Source organism: uncultured Pontibacter sp. (genome assembly GCF_947502515.1).
Taxonomy (GTDB): Bacteria; Bacteroidota; Bacteroidia; order Cytophagales; family Hymenobacteraceae; genus Pontibacter.
In genome coordinates, this window is record NZ_CANNAI010000001.1 from 563542 (window position 1) to 581109 (window position 17568).

The 17568-nt window shown below is 51.4% G+C and carries 13 protein-coding genes; 6 read left to right on the forward strand and 7 right to left on the reverse strand.

The window, feature by feature from the left end; all coding sequences use genetic code 11:
- Window positions 1-35: 35 nt before the first annotated feature.
- Entirely contained in the window at window positions 36-419 is a 384-nt protein-coding gene (locus Q1A54_RS02735; RefSeq protein ID WP_196114244.1) for a hypothetical protein, read from the reverse strand.
- A 349-nt stretch (window positions 420-768) separates the two neighbouring features.
- On the opposite strand from Q1A54_RS02735, the gene Q1A54_RS02740 reads away from it, so the two are divergent.
- Window positions 769-1599 carry a hypothetical protein gene (locus Q1A54_RS02740; RefSeq protein ID WP_299984879.1) on the forward strand — a complete coding sequence of 277 codons (831 nt, stop codon included), beginning with the start codon at window positions 769-771 and terminating at the stop codon, window positions 1597-1599.
- A 61-nt stretch (window positions 1600-1660) separates the two neighbouring features.
- Here Q1A54_RS02740 and Q1A54_RS02745 read toward each other — a convergent pair whose 3' ends face one another.
- Together Q1A54_RS02745 and Q1A54_RS02750 are read right to left on the reverse strand one after the other, a co-directional pair.
- The gene (locus tag Q1A54_RS02745) at window positions 1661-2143 is read right to left on the reverse strand and encodes an NUDIX hydrolase (protein ID WP_299984881.1); all 483 of its coding nucleotides are present in this window, start codon (window positions 2141-2143) and stop codon (window positions 1661-1663) included.
- A gap of 24 nt (window positions 2144-2167) precedes the next feature.
- Window positions 2168-3259 carry a prolyl oligopeptidase family serine peptidase gene (locus Q1A54_RS02750; RefSeq protein ID WP_299984883.1) on the reverse strand — a complete coding sequence of 364 codons (1092 nt, stop codon included), beginning with the start codon at window positions 3257-3259 and terminating at the stop codon, window positions 2168-2170.
- Between the two features lie 417 nt (window positions 3260-3676).
- On the opposite strand from Q1A54_RS02750, the gene Q1A54_RS02755 reads away from it, so the two are divergent.
- From Q1A54_RS02755 to Q1A54_RS02765, 3 genes are all read left to right on the forward strand, one after another.
- Complete coding sequence (locus Q1A54_RS02755) at window positions 3677-7636, forward strand: AAA domain-containing protein (RefSeq protein ID WP_299984885.1); 3960 nt, start codon at window positions 3677-3679, stop codon at window positions 7634-7636.
- Window positions 7637-7756: 120 nt separating this feature from the next.
- Window positions 7757-8614 (forward strand): hypothetical protein, encoded by an 858-nt coding sequence (locus tag Q1A54_RS02760; protein WP_299984887.1) that lies wholly within the window; start codon window positions 7757-7759, stop codon window positions 8612-8614.
- Window positions 8615-8731: 117 nt separating this feature from the next.
- Complete coding sequence (locus Q1A54_RS02765; protein ID WP_299984889.1) at window positions 8732-9598, forward strand: SDR family oxidoreductase; 867 nt, start codon at window positions 8732-8734, stop codon at window positions 9596-9598.
- Window positions 9599-9712: 114 nt separating this feature from the next.
- Here the strand turns inward: Q1A54_RS02765 and Q1A54_RS02770 are convergent, their stop codons facing one another.
- Complete coding sequence (locus tag Q1A54_RS02770) at window positions 9713-11848, reverse strand: hypothetical protein (protein WP_299984891.1); 2136 nt, start codon at window positions 11846-11848, stop codon at window positions 9713-9715.
- A 386-nt stretch (window positions 11849-12234) separates the two neighbouring features.
- On the opposite strand from Q1A54_RS02770, the gene Q1A54_RS02775 reads away from it, so the two are divergent.
- The gene (locus Q1A54_RS02775; RefSeq protein WP_007654403.1) at window positions 12235-12426 is read left to right on the forward strand and encodes a cold-shock protein; all 192 of its coding nucleotides are present in this window, start codon (window positions 12235-12237) and stop codon (window positions 12424-12426) included.
- 72 nt (window positions 12427-12498) lie between these two features.
- Here the strand turns inward: Q1A54_RS02775 and Q1A54_RS02780 are convergent, their stop codons facing one another.
- From Q1A54_RS02780 to ricT, 3 genes are all read right to left on the reverse strand, one after another.
- Window positions 12499-13599, reverse strand: a complete 1101-nt coding sequence (locus Q1A54_RS02780) for an endonuclease/exonuclease/phosphatase family protein (RefSeq protein WP_299984894.1) — start codon at window positions 13597-13599, stop codon at window positions 12499-12501.
- A gap of 197 nt (window positions 13600-13796) precedes the next feature.
- A complete protein-coding gene (locus tag Q1A54_RS02785) occupies window positions 13797-14273 on the reverse strand; it encodes a gliding motility lipoprotein GldH (RefSeq protein WP_299984896.1) in 477 nt (158 codons plus the stop codon).
- Window positions 14266-15777, reverse strand: a complete 1512-nt coding sequence (gene ricT / locus Q1A54_RS02790; RefSeq protein WP_299984898.1) for a regulatory iron-sulfur-containing complex subunit RicT — start codon at window positions 15775-15777, stop codon at window positions 14266-14268. The genes Q1A54_RS02785 and ricT overlap by 8 nt, the downstream gene beginning before the upstream one ends.
- A 358-nt stretch (window positions 15778-16135) precedes the next feature.
- On the opposite strand from ricT, the gene Q1A54_RS02795 reads away from it, so the two are divergent.
- Window positions 16136-17551: an oligosaccharide flippase family protein gene (locus Q1A54_RS02795; RefSeq protein ID WP_299984900.1), complete on the forward strand. Its 1416-nt coding sequence runs from the start codon at window positions 16136-16138 to the stop codon at window positions 17549-17551.
- The last annotated feature ends 17 nt before the right edge of the window (window positions 17552-17568 follow it).

A 17568-nucleotide genomic window follows, 5' to 3' on the forward strand; every position in this document is an offset into this window, starting at 1 on the left:
TCTAGGCTCTTTTACTTATTCTAAACTAGTGATTTCTACTGTTTCTGCGTAGTTGGTTTAGCATCAAGCTCCATATTATAAACTTTAGGCTCGTATTTCATAACGGCACCTGTTAGTGCATCTATGCCCCAAGCAAGTGGAGATAAGAAGTTTAATACGCTAACAACATTAAATGCTTTTTGTAGCTCAAAGGTTTTAGTCTCATAGCCATCAGCTTTTAGTGTTACAACCTTGTCATTTAAGCTTCTTTTTACGCGAATAGATTCACCAGTATGACCCACTTGGATGCCATCAATCTCTATTTTAGCTTTCTGATCTGAATTGATAACAATTGTGTCTTTTGTACCAGTAAAGAGGGTTGCACAACTCTGTGTAAGAATCATTGCGACAAGAATTAAGCTTGTAGATAATTTTTTCATAAGATGAAGTATAAAATTATTTGATAGTAGACACAAATGTAGAATTAATATTACATAATTCATATATAATAATTACTATATATTACTTGTGCTACTAACATTATGAATGGAAACATGCGGCAGATCAAGATTGTGACGCAGGAGCTGTTCGAGAAGATCAGCCCTTACCTGGTGTTGTAGGGTGTTCAAATCTAAGCTGTGCGAAAATAAGGGAGTCGATTGTGTGAAAATTGCACAGCGTCTCACCTTTCTCATTAAAGATATAAACTATATTTGCTGTCAGCCAAAATCATTTGAAAGACAAACAACAGCCTACCTGGCAGAAAACTGCCGACAATCATTCTACCTTATGAAACAGCTTCTACTTTCACTTCTGTTGCTCATCACAACTCAGTACAGCTATGCCCAAGCTGACACACTCTTCACGACCAGCGCAACCATACCTTGCATCGTAAAAGAAATTACTCCGGAAATGGTGAAATACTCTCATGTAGGGGAGGAGTTAGTCAACTCAGTGTATAGAAATGCTGTGCAGAAAATTGTGTTCCAGAATGGACGTGTGCAGACGTTTACGGAAGCGGCTGCATTCAAAAAAGTAAGCAATAGAAAGGACTTTGACAACGTGACCGTAACACAACTCGAAGGAGATGTGAAAGGCTTATTTAAAATTGGAGAAATCAGCTCGGCAGCTCAGGGGGCAACGCTATTTTCTGATATGGGAGCGGTAAAAGAACGGGCATTCCGGAAGATCAAAATTATGGCAGCAATGATGGGTGCGAACGTCGTATACCTGACGCAGAACCAAACGGTAACAAACAGTTTCAATATTCATAATAACAGCACAAGCGCAACCGCCGGCACATTTCTTTCAGGTGCAGTCTATACCACGCAATTATTAAACGCTGAAGAGTTCAAAGCAAGACTAGCTGGCAAAACGGAATTTAATGTGGTCGAAAAAGCAAGCTTCAAGAGTGGCTCAAACGACATGACAGTATATCCTTCCAAATATAAATTCAAACTACGGGAGGTGAAGGATGACAATGGCCTGATTATACTGGATGGTGACCTGCAGGGGGCAAGCAAGTATAACAAGTTCAGGATAGCGTCTTTTGACAAAGACTTCTTTTACATTTTCTACGAAGAAAAAGGCGTCTACTATAATGTAAAGCTTGTGATATAGGCTGTACGAAAAGTCGTTTTGATCAATTATTTGTGGGTAGGTGACTGGCCAGGAGCGAAATCTATTTCTCTGTTTTATGGATCAGTTGCTCCGCCTTTTCCAGCGCCTGACGTTCGCTTTTGAAAGACAGCAGCTCTTTGGCCGCTTGCAAGTCTACCCAACGGGCTTCGTTCACTTCCCAGTCGTGCTGGCCGATGTCGCCTGACTGGTAAGCCAGCAGAAAGAAGTGCACAAACTTGTGAAATCGAACTCGCTGTCCGGCTTTGTTTCCCACATACCAGTACTCAATCGTATCGATCTTCTCAACCAGCGTGGCTGTTACGCCTGTTTCTTCCTGCACTTCACGTACAGCTGTCGTTTCAGGTGTCTCGCCGGGGTCTACGATGCCTTTGGGCAGCTGCCAGCGGGCGGGTTTGCCAACCGAGATCAGGGCCACTTCTATACCTGACAGTCCGTGCTGAAACACGACTCCTCCCGATGACACCTGCTCTAGCGTAGGCAGGCCAGGTTTAGGTTGTTCTTCTTTTTTTGAAGCGTCAGACATTGGCTCGATCTATCCACATAATGATCACTGACCAGCCACAGGCTCGGCCGGAGGGGCTGGCATCTTCTTCTGCTGTTCATTCAGCCAAAGCAGACCGGGGTTATAGGCCATGTCGTGCACACCCTCAAACAGGGTTAGCCTGACATTAGCTGACTCCCGCACAAACACAATTTTGGGGTCTTTCGCTCCGAAATATTTGTCGCGGGTGGTAGCGCCTTCCATCCCTTCGGGCAGGGCCTGCTCTTCCAGGATATAGTCAATTTCCTTTTGGGAGATGGTATCGGCAGGATTGGCCAGTATGTTAAAGGCCCTGATGGAATGGTCAGGTGGTACGAGAACATCGACTGTGCCATGTGCCAGGAAGATCGGCACCTCCTTTGCATTATGGATGTAGGTGCTCGGGCTGCGGCGCTTGCATTCTTCGGCGGCGGGCGTGCCAGGTATAGGCTCTCCGCCACAAGCTGTCACCACGTGCCGGTTGTAGTCGCGGTGCGGGTAATTCTGGCTGAAAGCATACCAGTCCACCAGGTCGAATACAGGGACCCAGGCCACTACACCTGCCCAGATCTCGGGATGTCGTCCGGCTGCCACCAAAGCAGTCATAGCGCCGCCCGATGAACCCAGGATGTAAATGCGCGACTCATCTATTTCAGCGTTTGCTTTGGAGTAATTCACTGCATCTACCAGGTCCTGAATGGCCAGGTCAGAAGCCATGGCTTCCGGTTTGTTGAACTTGCCACGGTAGTTAGGGTGTATAAAGGCCCAGTCATACTCCTTGGACCAAAGCGCGAAGGGAATACTCACTTCCTGCAGATACTCGCTGCTCCAGCTGTGCAGCATCACCAGCAAGGGGCGAGGGCCAGTTGTTTCGGAGGTATAGAACAGCGCCGGCTGCTCGTTCCCGTCGAGCGTGGACTTGATTTTGACTTCCTTTATTTCAGGCACCTGCTCTTTCCACTTTTGGATACTCTCGTCCGCAAACTTGGAAGGGTATTTTTTGGAGGTAGTGTACTCGTCCATACGAGCTACTTCTTTCTCCATCCGCTCTTTGCGGCAGGCAGACAGCAGCGTGAGGACCAGCCCGAGCAACAGGAGCAGATTTATGGGTTTTCTCATAGTAAATATTGGTGCAAATCGGATGCAAGCTACAGCTTGTGCGTGATACTACAACTGCTGTTCAGGTGAAAATGTTATAAGGAAAGCAGATCACAGAAGCGCAAAATAGCTTAACCGGAATTTTTATTCCATACGGTTAAATATGCACTATAGGTTAAGCGGCGGCGGGTTTATGCAGTTTACAGGTTAGGAGATGCCTAGGCTATGATCCAAGTGATAGTCTGTCGCTTTGTGTGGCATCAGGAAGGCCGGAAAATAAAAAACACTACCGCATACAGCATACGTACTGCCGGAGTGATGACGATCTTATCGCTTCCAAGTCCACTAAATTCATGCTAACTTGCCGTAATGCTGCCGAGTTGCCGTATAGCTACAGACTATTCTGCAATTCCATCCGTTTTCGGAGCAATACACTGTATGAAATCCATCCTCAAAAGCTATCGCCATCGCCTGCTCAACCTGAGCGCCGGGAACAGAGCCCTGCTGCTGTTGCGGCTTTCGCGTGAGCTGCACCTCGATGTTAGCGAGCTGGATTTCATCAACAACAAACCCGCTTTCCATGTGCTGGAGAAGGTACTCAGTGGCAAAAATGCCGTGCTGGCCCCCTTTGCTGACAGTCGCTACGCTCCTGTAACGCCAGTGAGCCAACGCTTGCGCTACATTCGCCGCAAGGCTGACATGATCGAAGAAGAGCGTGGAAGCCGGGAGTTATACCTTGGCTGGCCTTTTGTGCATGGCAAGTTTGCCGATGGCACTACCGTGCGCTGCCCGCTGCTGTTTTTTCCGGTACGGTTGCAGATCAATGGCAAGCAGGAATGGGAGCTTATACCTGATCCGTCGCAGCCGGCACAGTTCAACCAGAGTTTTGTGCTGGCCTACGCGCATTACATGGGTACCCCGTTGGCCGAGCCCTTGCTGGAGCTTGATCTGGGCACACTGCCCACGCACCCGCTGGAGTTTCGCACGCAGGTATACGAGCTATTGAAAGAGAACCAGCTGACGGTGCATGCAGGCCGGGAGTTTTTTACTGATAAACTCAAGCCATTTCACGATTTCCGGAAGGCCGACTACGAAGCCGATCTGAAACCCGGTCAGCTATACCTGGAGCAGGAGGCTGTGCTGGGGCTATACCCGCAGGCTGCCTCTTATCTGCTAAGCGACTACGATGAACTCCTGCAGCGCGATGGTCTGCAGGAGATGGAAGACCTGTTTGCGGTACCTGATGCAGGTATAGGCCAGTCAGCTACACAAGCGCAGCATACCTTTACCGCTTTTGCCATGGATGCCTCGCAGGAGGCCGCCTTGCAGCAAGTGAAGTTGGGGCGCTCGCTGGTGGTGCAGGGACCTCCGGGTACGGGCAAGTCGCAACTGATTTGTAACCTCGTCTCTGACTTCACAGCCCGAGGTAAACGGGTGCTGGTGGTGAGCCAGAAACGTGCCGCCCTCGATGTGGTACACCAACGTTTATCGTCTGCCGGTCTGGGGCCGTTTGCCGCGTTGGTGCACGATATCAACGCCGACCGCAAAAACATCTACCAGCAACTGCTGCTACAGATAGACCAGCTGGAAGAATACAAGAAGCAGAACCACGCCCTCAACAGCATCTATACCGACCGTACTTTCCTGGAAGTGAGTCGTGGCATCAACCAATGCCTGCAAAAGCTGGAGGCTTTCCGTACAGCTTTGTTCGACAGTAGCCGCTGTGGCTGGTCACCCAAGGAGCTATACCTGCGCAGCAGCCTGCAACAGCCTCACGTGCAGCTTCCGGAGGTGTTCAGGCAGTTTACGGCTGATACCATCCATGATTTTTTGCCTCGTTTGCGGGCTTGCCTGCAGCAGGGCATTGTGCTGGAGCAGCCTGGCTTCATCTGGAAAGAGCGCCACAGCATGCAGGGCTTTGGCTGGCCGCAGCGGCAGGAACTGGAGCGCACCATCGAGGCACTGCCTGAGCAGTACCGTGCCCTGCGGCAAGGTATAAGCCAACTCAGCGGTTCTGACTTTGAACTGGGCAACCTGGAGCGCTACCGAAGCGCCTACGACACCTTAGACGAACTGCAGCACATGCTCGAGCAGGAAGGTGTGCCCGAAGTGCTGCAACCCCTTCTGCGCAAACAGGCCAAAGCATCAGAATTGAAAAAACTGGTGCGCCAGCTCAAAGGGCTATACCTGGTGTGTCCCGCTCCAGACGCAGCCATACCGGTCGAGCAACTGACGCTGGTGAAGTCGGCCATCTCAGCTTATGAGGCGCAGCAGAAAGATTTCCTCAAAGGTATAGGCTGGTTTTTCTCACAGGATAAAAAAGTGCTGCAGCAGGCATTAGGCAAATACAAGTTTGACCTGACCTCTAAGGGGGTAGGCGAACTGCAGCGGCGCATCGAACTGCGGGAGCAGGCACAGGAGTTGATTAAAGCCATCAACAAGAGCATTGGCTATACCCTGCGACTAGAAGACAACCCGACACCGATGCTGCAAAAGCTGGAGGTAGCAGAGCAGGCTCTGGAGGCGCACCAGTTGCTCAAGCAGCTGCATCGGGAGCGTGTGCTGCACGAAAAGATGTGGCTGGAGACAAACTTGTCAGGGCACTTGCAAGCCCTGGCACAGGCACTGCAGGTGTTTGAACAGCGCTACGGGCAGTGGGAGCAGTGGCTCCCTAAAACACAGATAGAAAAGCTGACAGAACAGGAAGGTTACAGCAAGCTGATGCTGGATACCCTGCAACAGTACTTTGAGCAAATAGTAGCTTACGACGAGCTGAACAGTACACTGACTGTAGCCGAACGGGAGGTATGCCGCCAGGTGCTGCACGAAGGTATAGCCACTGCGCAAGACGGAGAAGTACTGTTCCTGAACAGTCTGTACCTGGCCTGGCTGCACGAGCTCGAAAGCCAGAAGCCTGAACTTCGCATGCCCGACAGTGGCGAGCTAGACCGTGTAGAAACAGAACTGCAAAGCCTGCTGCAGCAAAAGCAGGACTTGAGTCAGGAAATCGTCCTGTCGCGGCTACGGGAGCAAACTTACCGGCACATGGAGTACAACCGGCTGGGCAATGCCGTGACCTATCGTCGGCTGCATGCCCAGGTCAGCAAAAAGCGCAGCCTGTATCCGATCCGCAAACTGTTCGAACTGTTCAGTGAGGAGATTCTGAACCTGGCACCTTGCTGGCTGGCATCGCCCGAAACGGTATCGGCTGTTTTTCCGCTGGAGCGCTGCTTTGACCTGGTGATCTTTGATGAGGCCAGCCAATGCTTTGCTGAGACAGGTATACCAGCCATGCTGCGCGGGCAGCAGGTGGTAGTGGCTGGCGACGAGCAGCAGTTGCGACCATCAGACCTGTACCGCTCACGCTGGGGCGGCAACGGTGACGAAGAACCGGAAGAGCTGACGGCGGAGTCGCTTTTGCAGCTTTGTGGGCTATACCTGCCGCAGACCATGCTCACACAGCACTACCGCAGCCGCTTTCCCGAGCTGATCGATTTTTCTAACCGCCACTTCTACCGCAACCGCCTGGAACTTATACCTGAGTTGCAGGACGTGAATGCCCGTCAGCCCGCCATCCAGTTTGTGAAAGTACAGGGCCTGTGGCAGCAAAACAGCAATCTGCCAGAAGCTGAGAAAGTGATAGAGCAGGTGCTTCAGCTGCTGCAGAACGGTGCACAGGATATAGGTGTGATCACTTTCAACTACAATCAGCAGATGCTGGTGCAGGACCTGCTGGAGCAAAAGACCCAGTTGCAAGGTATAGCCTTGCCGCCAACCGTGACGGTGAAGAACATTGAGAACATGCAGGGGGATGAGAAGGAGGTCGTGATCTTGTCGGTAGGGTATGCACCGGATGCCAAAGGCCGTATGGTAATGCAATTTGGTAGCCTGAACCAGGCCGGCGGCGAAAACCGCCTGAATGTGGCGATCACCCGTGCCCGGCAAATGGTGATCGTGGTGAGCAGTATCCGAAGTGAGCAGTTGCTGGTAGAAAACGCGCAGCACGCGGGCCCTAAGCTGCTTCGCGATTACCTACATTATGCACAGCAAGTCAGCCGTCGCTACTTCAAGTACGAACCACAGGTACTACCTATGCCGGCACAGGTACCGATGCTAAAAGAGCAGCTGGCGCAACTGGTGCCTACTTTGCAAGCCGCCATGCCTTTTGCTGACCTGACCACCGTGGAGGACGGCAACTATAGCAGCGTGGTACTGACTGATGACGACCTGTACTTCAACAACCTCTCGGTTCGCCACGCCCACGCCGACATCCCCAGACTACTACAGCAAAGACACTGGGCCTTCCAGCGTGTGTACAGCCGCCAATTCTGGGCCAATCGCAAAGCCTTACTGGATAAGTTCAGGAGTCTGGAAAGTTTGGAAGGTAGAAAGAGTTGAAAAGTTAGAGAATAGACAAACTACAGCGTCAGACCGCGACCAGTCACCAATCGTGCATCAAACCATTTAATAGCTGATAAATCATCAATTACAAGTTAAGATTCACCCACTAACAGATAAATGCTCATTAAACTTTTCACCCTGTATGTATACCTGCAAACGGCTTTGTGCGGCTGCGGAGCGGACAGGCGCAACAGCGACTTTGAGCGATTGCGGAAAGATTACAAGGTGAAGGTGCAGCGAATCGGTCGTTTAGATAGCCGCATAAAAGAGAGCTCAGGGCTTGCACATGCAACGGACACTACCTTCTGGACGCACCCTGATAGCAGTTTTCCGGCTGAGCTATACCTGTTTAACTTAAAAGGGGAGCTGCTGCGAACAGTACCAATGCCACTGCCCAACCGGGACTGGGAGGAACTGGCGGAGGACTGGAATGGAAACTTGTATATCGGTGACTTTGGCAACAATGCCAATGCCCGCCGTGATCTGCGAGTTTTTAAGGTGCAGCAGGAGGGCATGACCGTGCAGGAGACTATCAATTTCAGCTTTGCTGATCAGCAGGAGTTCCCCCCACCCACACGGCAGCGCCACTTCGATCTGGAGGCCTTTTTTTATCGTAATGACAGTTTGCACCTTTTCACTAAGAGCCGCGCCCGCAAAGGCATTACCCATCGCTATACCCTGCCCGCTTTAGGCGGCACCTATGCCCTAGAGCCACAGGAAAAACTTCGTGTCAGTTCTGCGATCACTGCTGCTGACAGCGCCCCGAACGGAAAAGTTTTTGCCTTGCTCGGGTATGGGCGGCTATACCTGTTTGAGCCCCAAGATAAGCAGGTACAATTTGCGGGCAAGCGCTACTGCCTCCCACTGGCCCGCACAGGTCAGGCCGAGGCGTTGCTATACCTGTCGCCTAGCGAGTTGCTCATTAGCAACGAAAATGGAAAGCTATACCTGGTCAGCTTTGAGCCGAAGCGCTGATTTTCATCATCCCCTTTAACCTATCACCAACATGATCAGTTTATAAGTAAAGCTGTATCATGACACGGCAGAAGGCCTTGGCACGTATAGCTAACATACCCCTTAACAGATAAGACTATGCGACAAACGATATTGGTAACTGGCGCTACAGGTACAGTAGGCCGTGAAGTTATAAAACAACTGGCCATGCAGGATGTGAATGTGCGGGCAGGCGTACACTCCGTTATCAAAGGCGAAAATCTAAAGCGATTGCCCGGTGTGGAGATTGTGGAGATCGACTTCCGAGACCCTAACTCCCTGCACGCAGCTTTCACGCATGTAGATGGGCTCGTGCTCATCACGCCACTTTCTGAAGACCAGTTGGAGATGGCTCGTAACCTGGTAGAAGAGGCCAAGCGGCAGGATGTAAAACATATCGTAAAACTTTCAGCACTGGGAGCCGGAGCTGAGCCGGGTATACAGCTCGGCCGCTGGCACCGTGAGATGGAAACTTATGTAGAAGAGAGCGGCATCCCCTATACTATTCTTCGGCCAGCTGGCTTTATGCAAAACCTGGTGAACTACAGTGCTAATTCAATAAAGGGTGAAGGCAAATTTTACATGCCAGTAGGGGAGGGAAAGGTCAGCTACATCGATACCCGCGATATAGCGGCAGTGGTTGTGGAGGTGCTGCTGTCAGAAGAACACATGGGAAAGGTATATGAACTTACCGGACCAGAGGCCCTTTCGCATCATGAAATGGCTACCTTGCTGGGCGAGGCTACAGGCAAGAAGGTAGACTTTGTGGATGTGCCGGAAGAAGCAGCCCGCGAAGCCATTAAGTCGCATCGTACACCTGCCTCAATTACCGATGCTTTGTTGGAGCTATACGCAGCGTACAAGGCGGGTAAATCAGCTAAGGTAAGCAACACAGTGCAGGAAGTTACAGGCCGGCCCCCTCACAGTTTCCGTCAGTTCGCACAGGATTATCAGGAGTGCTTTTGATGAATCAGGTATAAAGTGGTCTGCATAATCCAGCATGTGTAAAGTTGGAGTACGACAAAAAAAGAGCGCCTTCCCTGACTCAGGGAAGGCGCTCTTGCTTTAGCATATTGCTGGTTAGTCCAGGTCACGGTAGCGATCGCTTCTTCTTGTTTCGAAGCCGCTGTCGTCGCCGTAGCTGGAACGTCCGCGCTGTGAGTAATCCTGGTCACCCATGCCGCTGCGATAGTTTTCGCGGGAAGATGAGCCTTGGTTATCGCTGTAGTAAGACGTGCCGCTGTCCATAGAACCGTAACGGCTCTGGTCGCCGCCGCGTCCGCCCTGGCCATAACCACCTTCACGGTAACCGCTCTGGCCATAGCCACTCATGCCGCCGCCTCTGGAAGAGCCGCCCATAGAGCCACCACCGCCAGACGAACTGCCGTAGCCGCTGCTGCTCATACCTGAGCCCATGCCGCTTCGTGAGCTGCCATAGCCACTCTGCGAAGAAGAACCGTAGCCGCCTTGTGAGCTGCCGCGTCCGCTCATAGAGCCATAATCGGCACCTTGTGAACCGTAACGGGAAGAGCCGCCGTAACCGCCCTGCGAACCAGAGTTGTCGTCGTAAGAACGGCCACTTCTGCCGCGGTCCTGAGATGAACGATACTCGTCATTATAGGAGCCACCACGAGATCCGTAGCCGCCTTGTGAGCCATAACCACCCTGCATAGAGCTTTGGGAGTCGTACCCTCTCTGCGAACCATAGTCATCTCTGTCATACTCGCTCATACCTCTGGAAGAGCCGTAACCCATAGAACCATGTCGGTCGCGATCACCGTAGCCGCCGCCCTGGGAGCCACCCATAGAGCCACCGCCTCTGGACGAGCCGCCATAGCCGCCGCTCATACCTGAGCCCATGCTGCCGCTGGAGCCATAACCTCCTTGTGAGCTGCCGTAACTGCCCTGAGAGCCACCGCGGCTGCTCATAGAACCGTAATCTCCTTGAGATGAAGAGCTGTACCCGCTGCTGTCGCCGTAGCCGCGTTGCATGCCGCTACCCTGAGACGAACCATAATTGCCCTGTGAGCCACGCTGACCATAGTCACCCTGGCCGTAACCTTGTTGGTAACTGCCCTGGCTGCCATAGCCGCCGTGCATATTTGTTCTGGATGATCCGGAGCCTGTCATGCTGGAGCCGTAGCCTTCCTGGCCACTCATGCTACCACCATAGCCGCTCTGAGACGAGCCGCCGTAACCACCTTGAGATGAGCCACCATAGCTGCTGCCCTGGTTGCTGCTGCGATAGCCACCGCCTTGCTCATATCCACCTCGGCCGCTGTCGTAGCTGCCATAGCCACCCTGGTTAGAGCCGCTGCCCTGCATACCGAAGGAGCCTTGTGAACCACCGTAGCTCTGGCCACCGATATTATCACCTTCTCTGTCCTGCATGCCACCTTGCATACCTCCTCTTGATGCACCAAAGTCCTGATCCTGGTAGCGGGCGCGATTGCCTTCCATGCCACCTTGGTTGCCATAGTTGAAGCCACCCTGTGAACCCCAGTCAGACTGAGAGGAAGAGCCGTAGCCACCGCTCATGCTGCCGGAGCCACCACGGTTCATAGAGCCATAGCCGCTGCTGTCGCCGTAGCCGCGCTGCATGCCACCGCCTTGCTGTGATGAGCCGTAGTCGCCCTGATAACCGTAGCCACTCTGGCCGCCATAGCCGCCGCTGTGCTGCGAGCCATAGCCATAACCACCTTGTGAGCCATAGCCCTGCTGGTCGCCAGAGTTCTGGCCTCCCTGCTGCGAACCGTAGCCGCCCATGCCGCCTTGCTGACCACCCATGTTGCCTGAGCCCTGGTTGCTTTGCTGCGAACCACTCAGACTGCCATAGTTTTGGTCGCTGCTACCCATAGACGAGCTTCCGCCCATTGATGAGCTACTGCCCATTGAGCTGCTGCTACCTGAGTCGCTGCTCTTGCCGCTTTTAGAAGTAGAAGATTTAGATGTTTTAGAATCAGAAGACTTGGCAGAAGTTTTAGAGCCTGACTTAGCTTTGGTGCCTGATGCTGTCTTGCTTTCAGAAGACGACGACTTGCTGCTGCTGCTCTTGGAAGTAGGATTAGAGCCTGAAGAGGATGATGCGCTTGTGCCGGAACTTCCCTGGTTTGATGATCCCATATTGGAGCCGCTTTGGCTGGAGCTACCCGATGACATGCCACTCGACATGCTTCCAGACTGGCTGGACGATTGGTTTTTTTCGTTTTCTTTCATAGTTCTGATCTCCTCAGTTTATAGTTATAGATTAATTTGGAATGGTAAAAACCCATTAGTACGTCTCATTGCCACAGCCCGACACCAGGTGTCAGGGAAGTGGCAAATCGCTTGTTCAGTCTGAAGCAAAAAAATGGTAATTATACCTTTTTACTTAGTGTAACTGAACGTTTTAGCTATACGAACCTCGTGTGGGAGGGTTATTGGGCATGATAGCAGAGAGCACCCGAAAAGACTCACCGCATGCACATGCACCGATGGGGCAGGAGGGGCAAGGAAGATCAGCTATGTTTCTGATTCAGATTGGCTTATTATATTTTTCTGAATTTGGTTATTTATAAGAACTTATTTTTTACCTTTGCTTCCATTATTAACAATTATTTATCATGCAAACAGGTAAAGTAAAATTCTACAACGTATCGAAAGGCTTCGGATTCATCATTGCTGACGATACAAACCAAGACATCTTCGTTCACCAGACTGGTCTTGTTCACGAAATCCGTGAGAATGACCGTGTTTCTTTCGAAGTGAAAGATGGCAAAAAAGGATTGAATGCAATTAACGTAGAGCGTATCTAAGTTAAAGATCATATAGCCCTTTAGGCAGGGCATTCATCTATTTTGACCCGCTCAGTTTACTGAGCGGGTTTTTTATTTTACCCCGTTTTCGGCTTCTTTTTCCTCGCTGCGCTCCTCACCTTTTTCCAGGCCTTCCTGTATCAATTCGTTCGCCTCTTCATGGTCTTCGGCATCTGCTTTGGGAGGCTGCTGTTCCTCCTCATGTTTCGGTTCATAGTTTAGCGTGATCAGAATCGGGAAGTGATCGGAGCCGAACTTTGGCAGGCGCTCCATATGCACCAGCCGGAACGAAGGATCATAAAAGACATGGTCCAGGGGGTAGCGGAATAGTGGTACGTAAGCATTGTACGTGTTATAAAAGCCACGGCCAACCCGGGGATCCAGCATGCCGCTGATCTGCTTGAACAGCTTGGTGGTGCTTGACCAGGCCACATCGTTCAGATCACCGGCTACAATAGAAGGGCGCGGTGAGTTCTTGACAGCCTTGGCAGCAATCAGGAGTTCTGCTTCCCGGGTCTCGGTGTTCTGCATAAGCCGCGGCGGCTGAGGATGCACCGTGTACAAGTCGAACTTCAGACCGCTCGGCAGCTCCACGACTGTATAAAAAGAAGGTATATCGTCTTCCACCATAAAGCGGATCTCACTATCCAGCATCTTGAACTTGCTGTAGAGCAGCATGCCGTAGGTATTCTCCAGCGGCTTTTTGATCGCATAAGGGAACCGCTTGTCTAACTCAGGCTGAAGGTGTTCATGCCAGGCGTGGTTAGGTTCGTTGATCAGCACAATGTCAGGGTCGGTACGCAGTACGAGCTGTAAGAATTGCTCATACTTTTTATTGGTCATGCGCACATTCGAAATCATCAGGCTAATAGTGTTGGCGGGCTGTTGCACTTCGGTGCGCAATGCTTCTCTGGGAGCAAGTGGCGTGAAGTAATAGACAAAGCGCATCTCGTTTATGATAGCCAGACCCCACAGCACGAGCATAGCAGTCTCGCCGGCGCTACCTGTCACACCATATAGTGCGATGTACGCCACTAATATACCTGTCAGTAGTATGGCCACGTGAAAGCGCGGAAAATCAAGCACTCTGATCCACCACAAGGGGGACTTAATGAGTGGCAGAAAAGAAAATAGCGTCAGGACGAATCCGGCTATTTGGAGGGTGAGCTTCATATAAGTGCAAGCTAATAGGGATGGTACAGTAAGATATACTGCATACTTTCAACTGTAATTTTTTGTTGTAAGTACCTTCGGTTTCTTGCCAGGGTATAAAGTAATCGCTATAAAGTATAGGGAGCTAACCGGTGCAAAAGAAAAAGGGCCGAAGCTATACATTTGCCTCGGCCCTTTTACAGAAACTATACCTGTTTCTAATTGGCAACTTCTTCTACACGCACGCCCACTGCCAGAATGTTAGGAAGCGGATCACGACGCATGTATTGCGTCAGCTGCAGGCGGTAGGTACCTACCTGTGGGAAGGCAACTTCCTTTAGCACAAGTGACTGCATATCGTAGATGTCGCTTGAACCTTTTCCTTCAGGTTTGCCTGTTTTGGCATCCATCAGATGCAGCTCGTGCAGCGCTGCCGATACCTCACTGCTATCAGGAGCCGTCAGGCGGTGCTGCAGGTATAGGTTATAGTAGTCATAAGCCAGTGAATAGCGCACATTGAAGTACACGTTATACCTTTTGGTCGTGTCATCAATGGCAAACTCAAAAACCGGCGCATTGTCCACTGTCCAGTTTTTATCAGGCAGTTCTATATTCTGCTCATATACCCGCGAGGGGTCGCAAGCTGTCAGTAGAAAGGTGCATACTACTGCCAGCATTAGCATCATGTTACGCATCAGAAGAAGGTGTTTTTGGTTGGTTTGGTTTTGGGCCACGGTTCGGTCTGCGTGACTTCTGACGTCTGGGCTGCTGTGATGCGCCATCGCCCTGAGGCTGCTGGCCATCCGGTCTGCCTTCGCCACGCGGTTGTCTGGGCTCTCCACCTTCCCGAGCGGCTCTGGGCTCACGAGGCTGCTTTTCGTCTCCTCTTGGCTGTCTTTCCTCCCTGTTTTCACGTCCTTCGCGATTGCCACGGTTGCGTGGCGGGCGCTGCTTTTTAGGTCGCTGTCCCTGTTCAGATGGCTGTGCTTCGGTGACTCCTGTTTGAGGAGCTGTAGTAGCTTTAGCCTGCTGGTCAGCCGCCTTGGCCTCACGTGGACCTCTGTCACGGCCTCGGCCTTCACGAGGGCCTTTGCCTTCCCGCTGCCCTCTGTCCTCACGTGGTGCACGCTGCTCTTTAGGTTCACGTGCGTCACCCTGATTACGTGGCTGGCCTTGTTTGACCTCTGCACCTTCAGCGGCAGGTTTTTTCTTCTTTTTCTTCTTTTTCTTATTCTTAAACTTATCGTCGAGTCGCTCAAGGCTGCCTTCTACCTGGGCCACAAACTCATTCTGCTTCGGCTCGTTTATAGGCTCCTCTACCAGCATTTCAGGCACTACACCCTGGCTGTTCATCTTCAGGATTTCCTGCACGCGCTCCACCGGCACCGGGTACCAGTTGTTGTCGCCTCTGTAGCCAAACCACATCATCTTTTTAAAGATGTCGGTTTTCTGCAGCATGGCATCGCCTTGCTTGGTCTGCAACGGACGCGATACGGTAGGGATGTCCTTGAGCGCCGCCATGTAAGTTTCCAGCTCGTAGTTGAGGCAGCACTTCAGGCGTCCGCACTGACCAGAGAGCTTGCTTGGATTAAGCGAAAGGTTTTGGTAACGGGCCGCTGTGGTGGATACACTTTTGAAATCGGTAAGCCAGGTCGAACAGCACAATTCGCGTCCGCATGAGCCTATACCTCCCAGACGGCCTGCCTCGTGCCGCAGACTGATCTGGCGCATCTCGATGCGTACTTTAAACTCCTCAGCCAGCTTCTTGATCAGGTCACGGAAGTCAACGCGGTCGTCGGCAGAGTAGTAGAACGTCGCCTTGGAACGGTCGGCCTGGTACTCCACATCCGAGAGCTTCATTTTGAGGCCCGTCTGCTGGATGATCTCGCGAGACCGGTACATGGTAGCAGCTTCCTGCTCCTGCACTTCGCGCAGTTTTTCCAGATCGCGTTCATTGGCGATGCGGTAGATAGTGCGGATCTCCTCGTTGTTATCTACCTTCTTTTTGAGCATCTGCAGGCGCACGAGTTCACCTTTCAGCGACACAGTGCCGATGTGATGCCCGTTGGGCACGTCTACTACTACCGGGTCACCGGTTGTCAGGTCGAGTCTGTTTATGTTGCGGAAGAAATCTTTGCGTCCTCCCTTGAATCTTATTTCTACGATGTCGAACTCCTCAAACGCGGTTGGTATTTCCATATCGCTGAGCCAGTCGAACACATTTAAACGGTTGCAGCCTCCAGTGCTACAGCCGCCGTTGCTTTTGCAGCCACCCGGTTTTTCGCTGGTGCCGCATCCGCCACTAGAACATGAACTACATCCCACTATTTATATCTCCTATATAGCCGTGAGGCTTCTTGTTTTCTTGTTGTCTGAATTAACAAATATACTAATTTTTTGAGCTTATGCTCATTTAGCGGCAATTGTACCTGCGCACTGAAACAGTGCAGAGCACAATTTAGTGCTTTTACCGCGAAATTTTAATCTGGAGTTGCCTATTTCTGAAAATGCGAATACGCATAGCGGCTGTGTACATTTTATACCCTATTTTTAGGGAATGCTACGCAAACTCCTGTCACATGCTGCGATCTACGGCCTGTCTGCCCAACTGCCCCGACTGGCAGGCGTGCTGGCCCTGCCACTGATCACGCAGTACCTGACTCCTACCGATTATGGTGTAGCAGGGGTGATAACAGCTTACTACAGTGCTCTTCTGGTCATGATGTCACTGGGATTTACCGTGGTCATGGACAATAGCTTTGCGCGTCACCCCACTCGATTCCAATGGATCTGGCGCCAGCTCTATGGCTTTCTGACATACTGGTCACTCCTGTACGGGCTGCTGTGTATGGGGATAATCTACATGGCGGTGCCTGCCGATGCGCAGGATAACCGATTGTTGATTACTCTGCTCACAGGAGCACCTCTGCTCTTTTTTGTAGTCACCGATTTGTTTGGGGGCATGTACTGCCTTCACTTACAGCGTCCGTTGCCTATTGCATTGCGCTCTTTCCTGATGGGAGGAGTGAACGTTATACTGACCATTTACTTTATTGCAGGCCTGAAAATGGGTTACATGGGCTGGTTCTATGCCAGCCTGCTGTCATCTGCCGCGGGTTTTGTGGTGAGTGTTTACATTATAGCAAAGCAAGGCCTCTGGCCTATCTTCAACTTTAAGTGGTACCGGATCAGGCACAGTCTGAAGGTGTCACTGCCGGCCGTGCCGCATGGCTTTTCTTTTTTCATGCTCGATACATCTGACCGCCTGGTGCTGGATGTGTTACATGTACCTGTCGGGCGGATTGGCCTTTACAACGTAGCCTCAAATTTCGGCATTTATTTCTCGTCAGCCAGTTTTGCAGTGGTGCAGGCAGCGACACCCCTGTACATGAAGCTCTATGCCCAGACGAAAAGTATAGAAGCCGCACTGCAGGCCCGCTACATGACCTATACCTTGCAGCTGATCTTTTTCGCAGCCACATTTGTCGGAAGCCTTTGGATGAAGGAGATCTTTGGTTTTTTGATCCGCAACGAAGAACTGCAACAGGCTTATCCCTTGGCAATCGTGATCCTGATGGGATATAACTTCCGGCCGATGTATATGGCGGCGATTAACCTGCTTACTTTCCACGAAAAAACGGCTAAACTCTGGCGCATTTCCACCGTGGCAGGTATAGGCAATATTGTGCTCAACCTGATTCTGGTGCCACTTTACGGATTTCAGATGGCAGCTTATACGACCTTTGCAGCGCTGATGTACATGGGCTACTCAGGGTATTACCTGAAAGCATACCGGGAACTGGCTTTAGTGAAGTTTTACCCAGTCTGGTGGCTGCTGGCTACCATTGTGTTGCTGGTACTGGCCTATCAGCTCCGTGAAGTAGACGTGCTGGTAAAAGTTGCAGTAACAGCTGTAGTCACAGTGACAGGTATAGTGGCAGCTTACAGGTACAAGAAACTTGCTCAGGTATAAGCTATAAAAAAACAGGA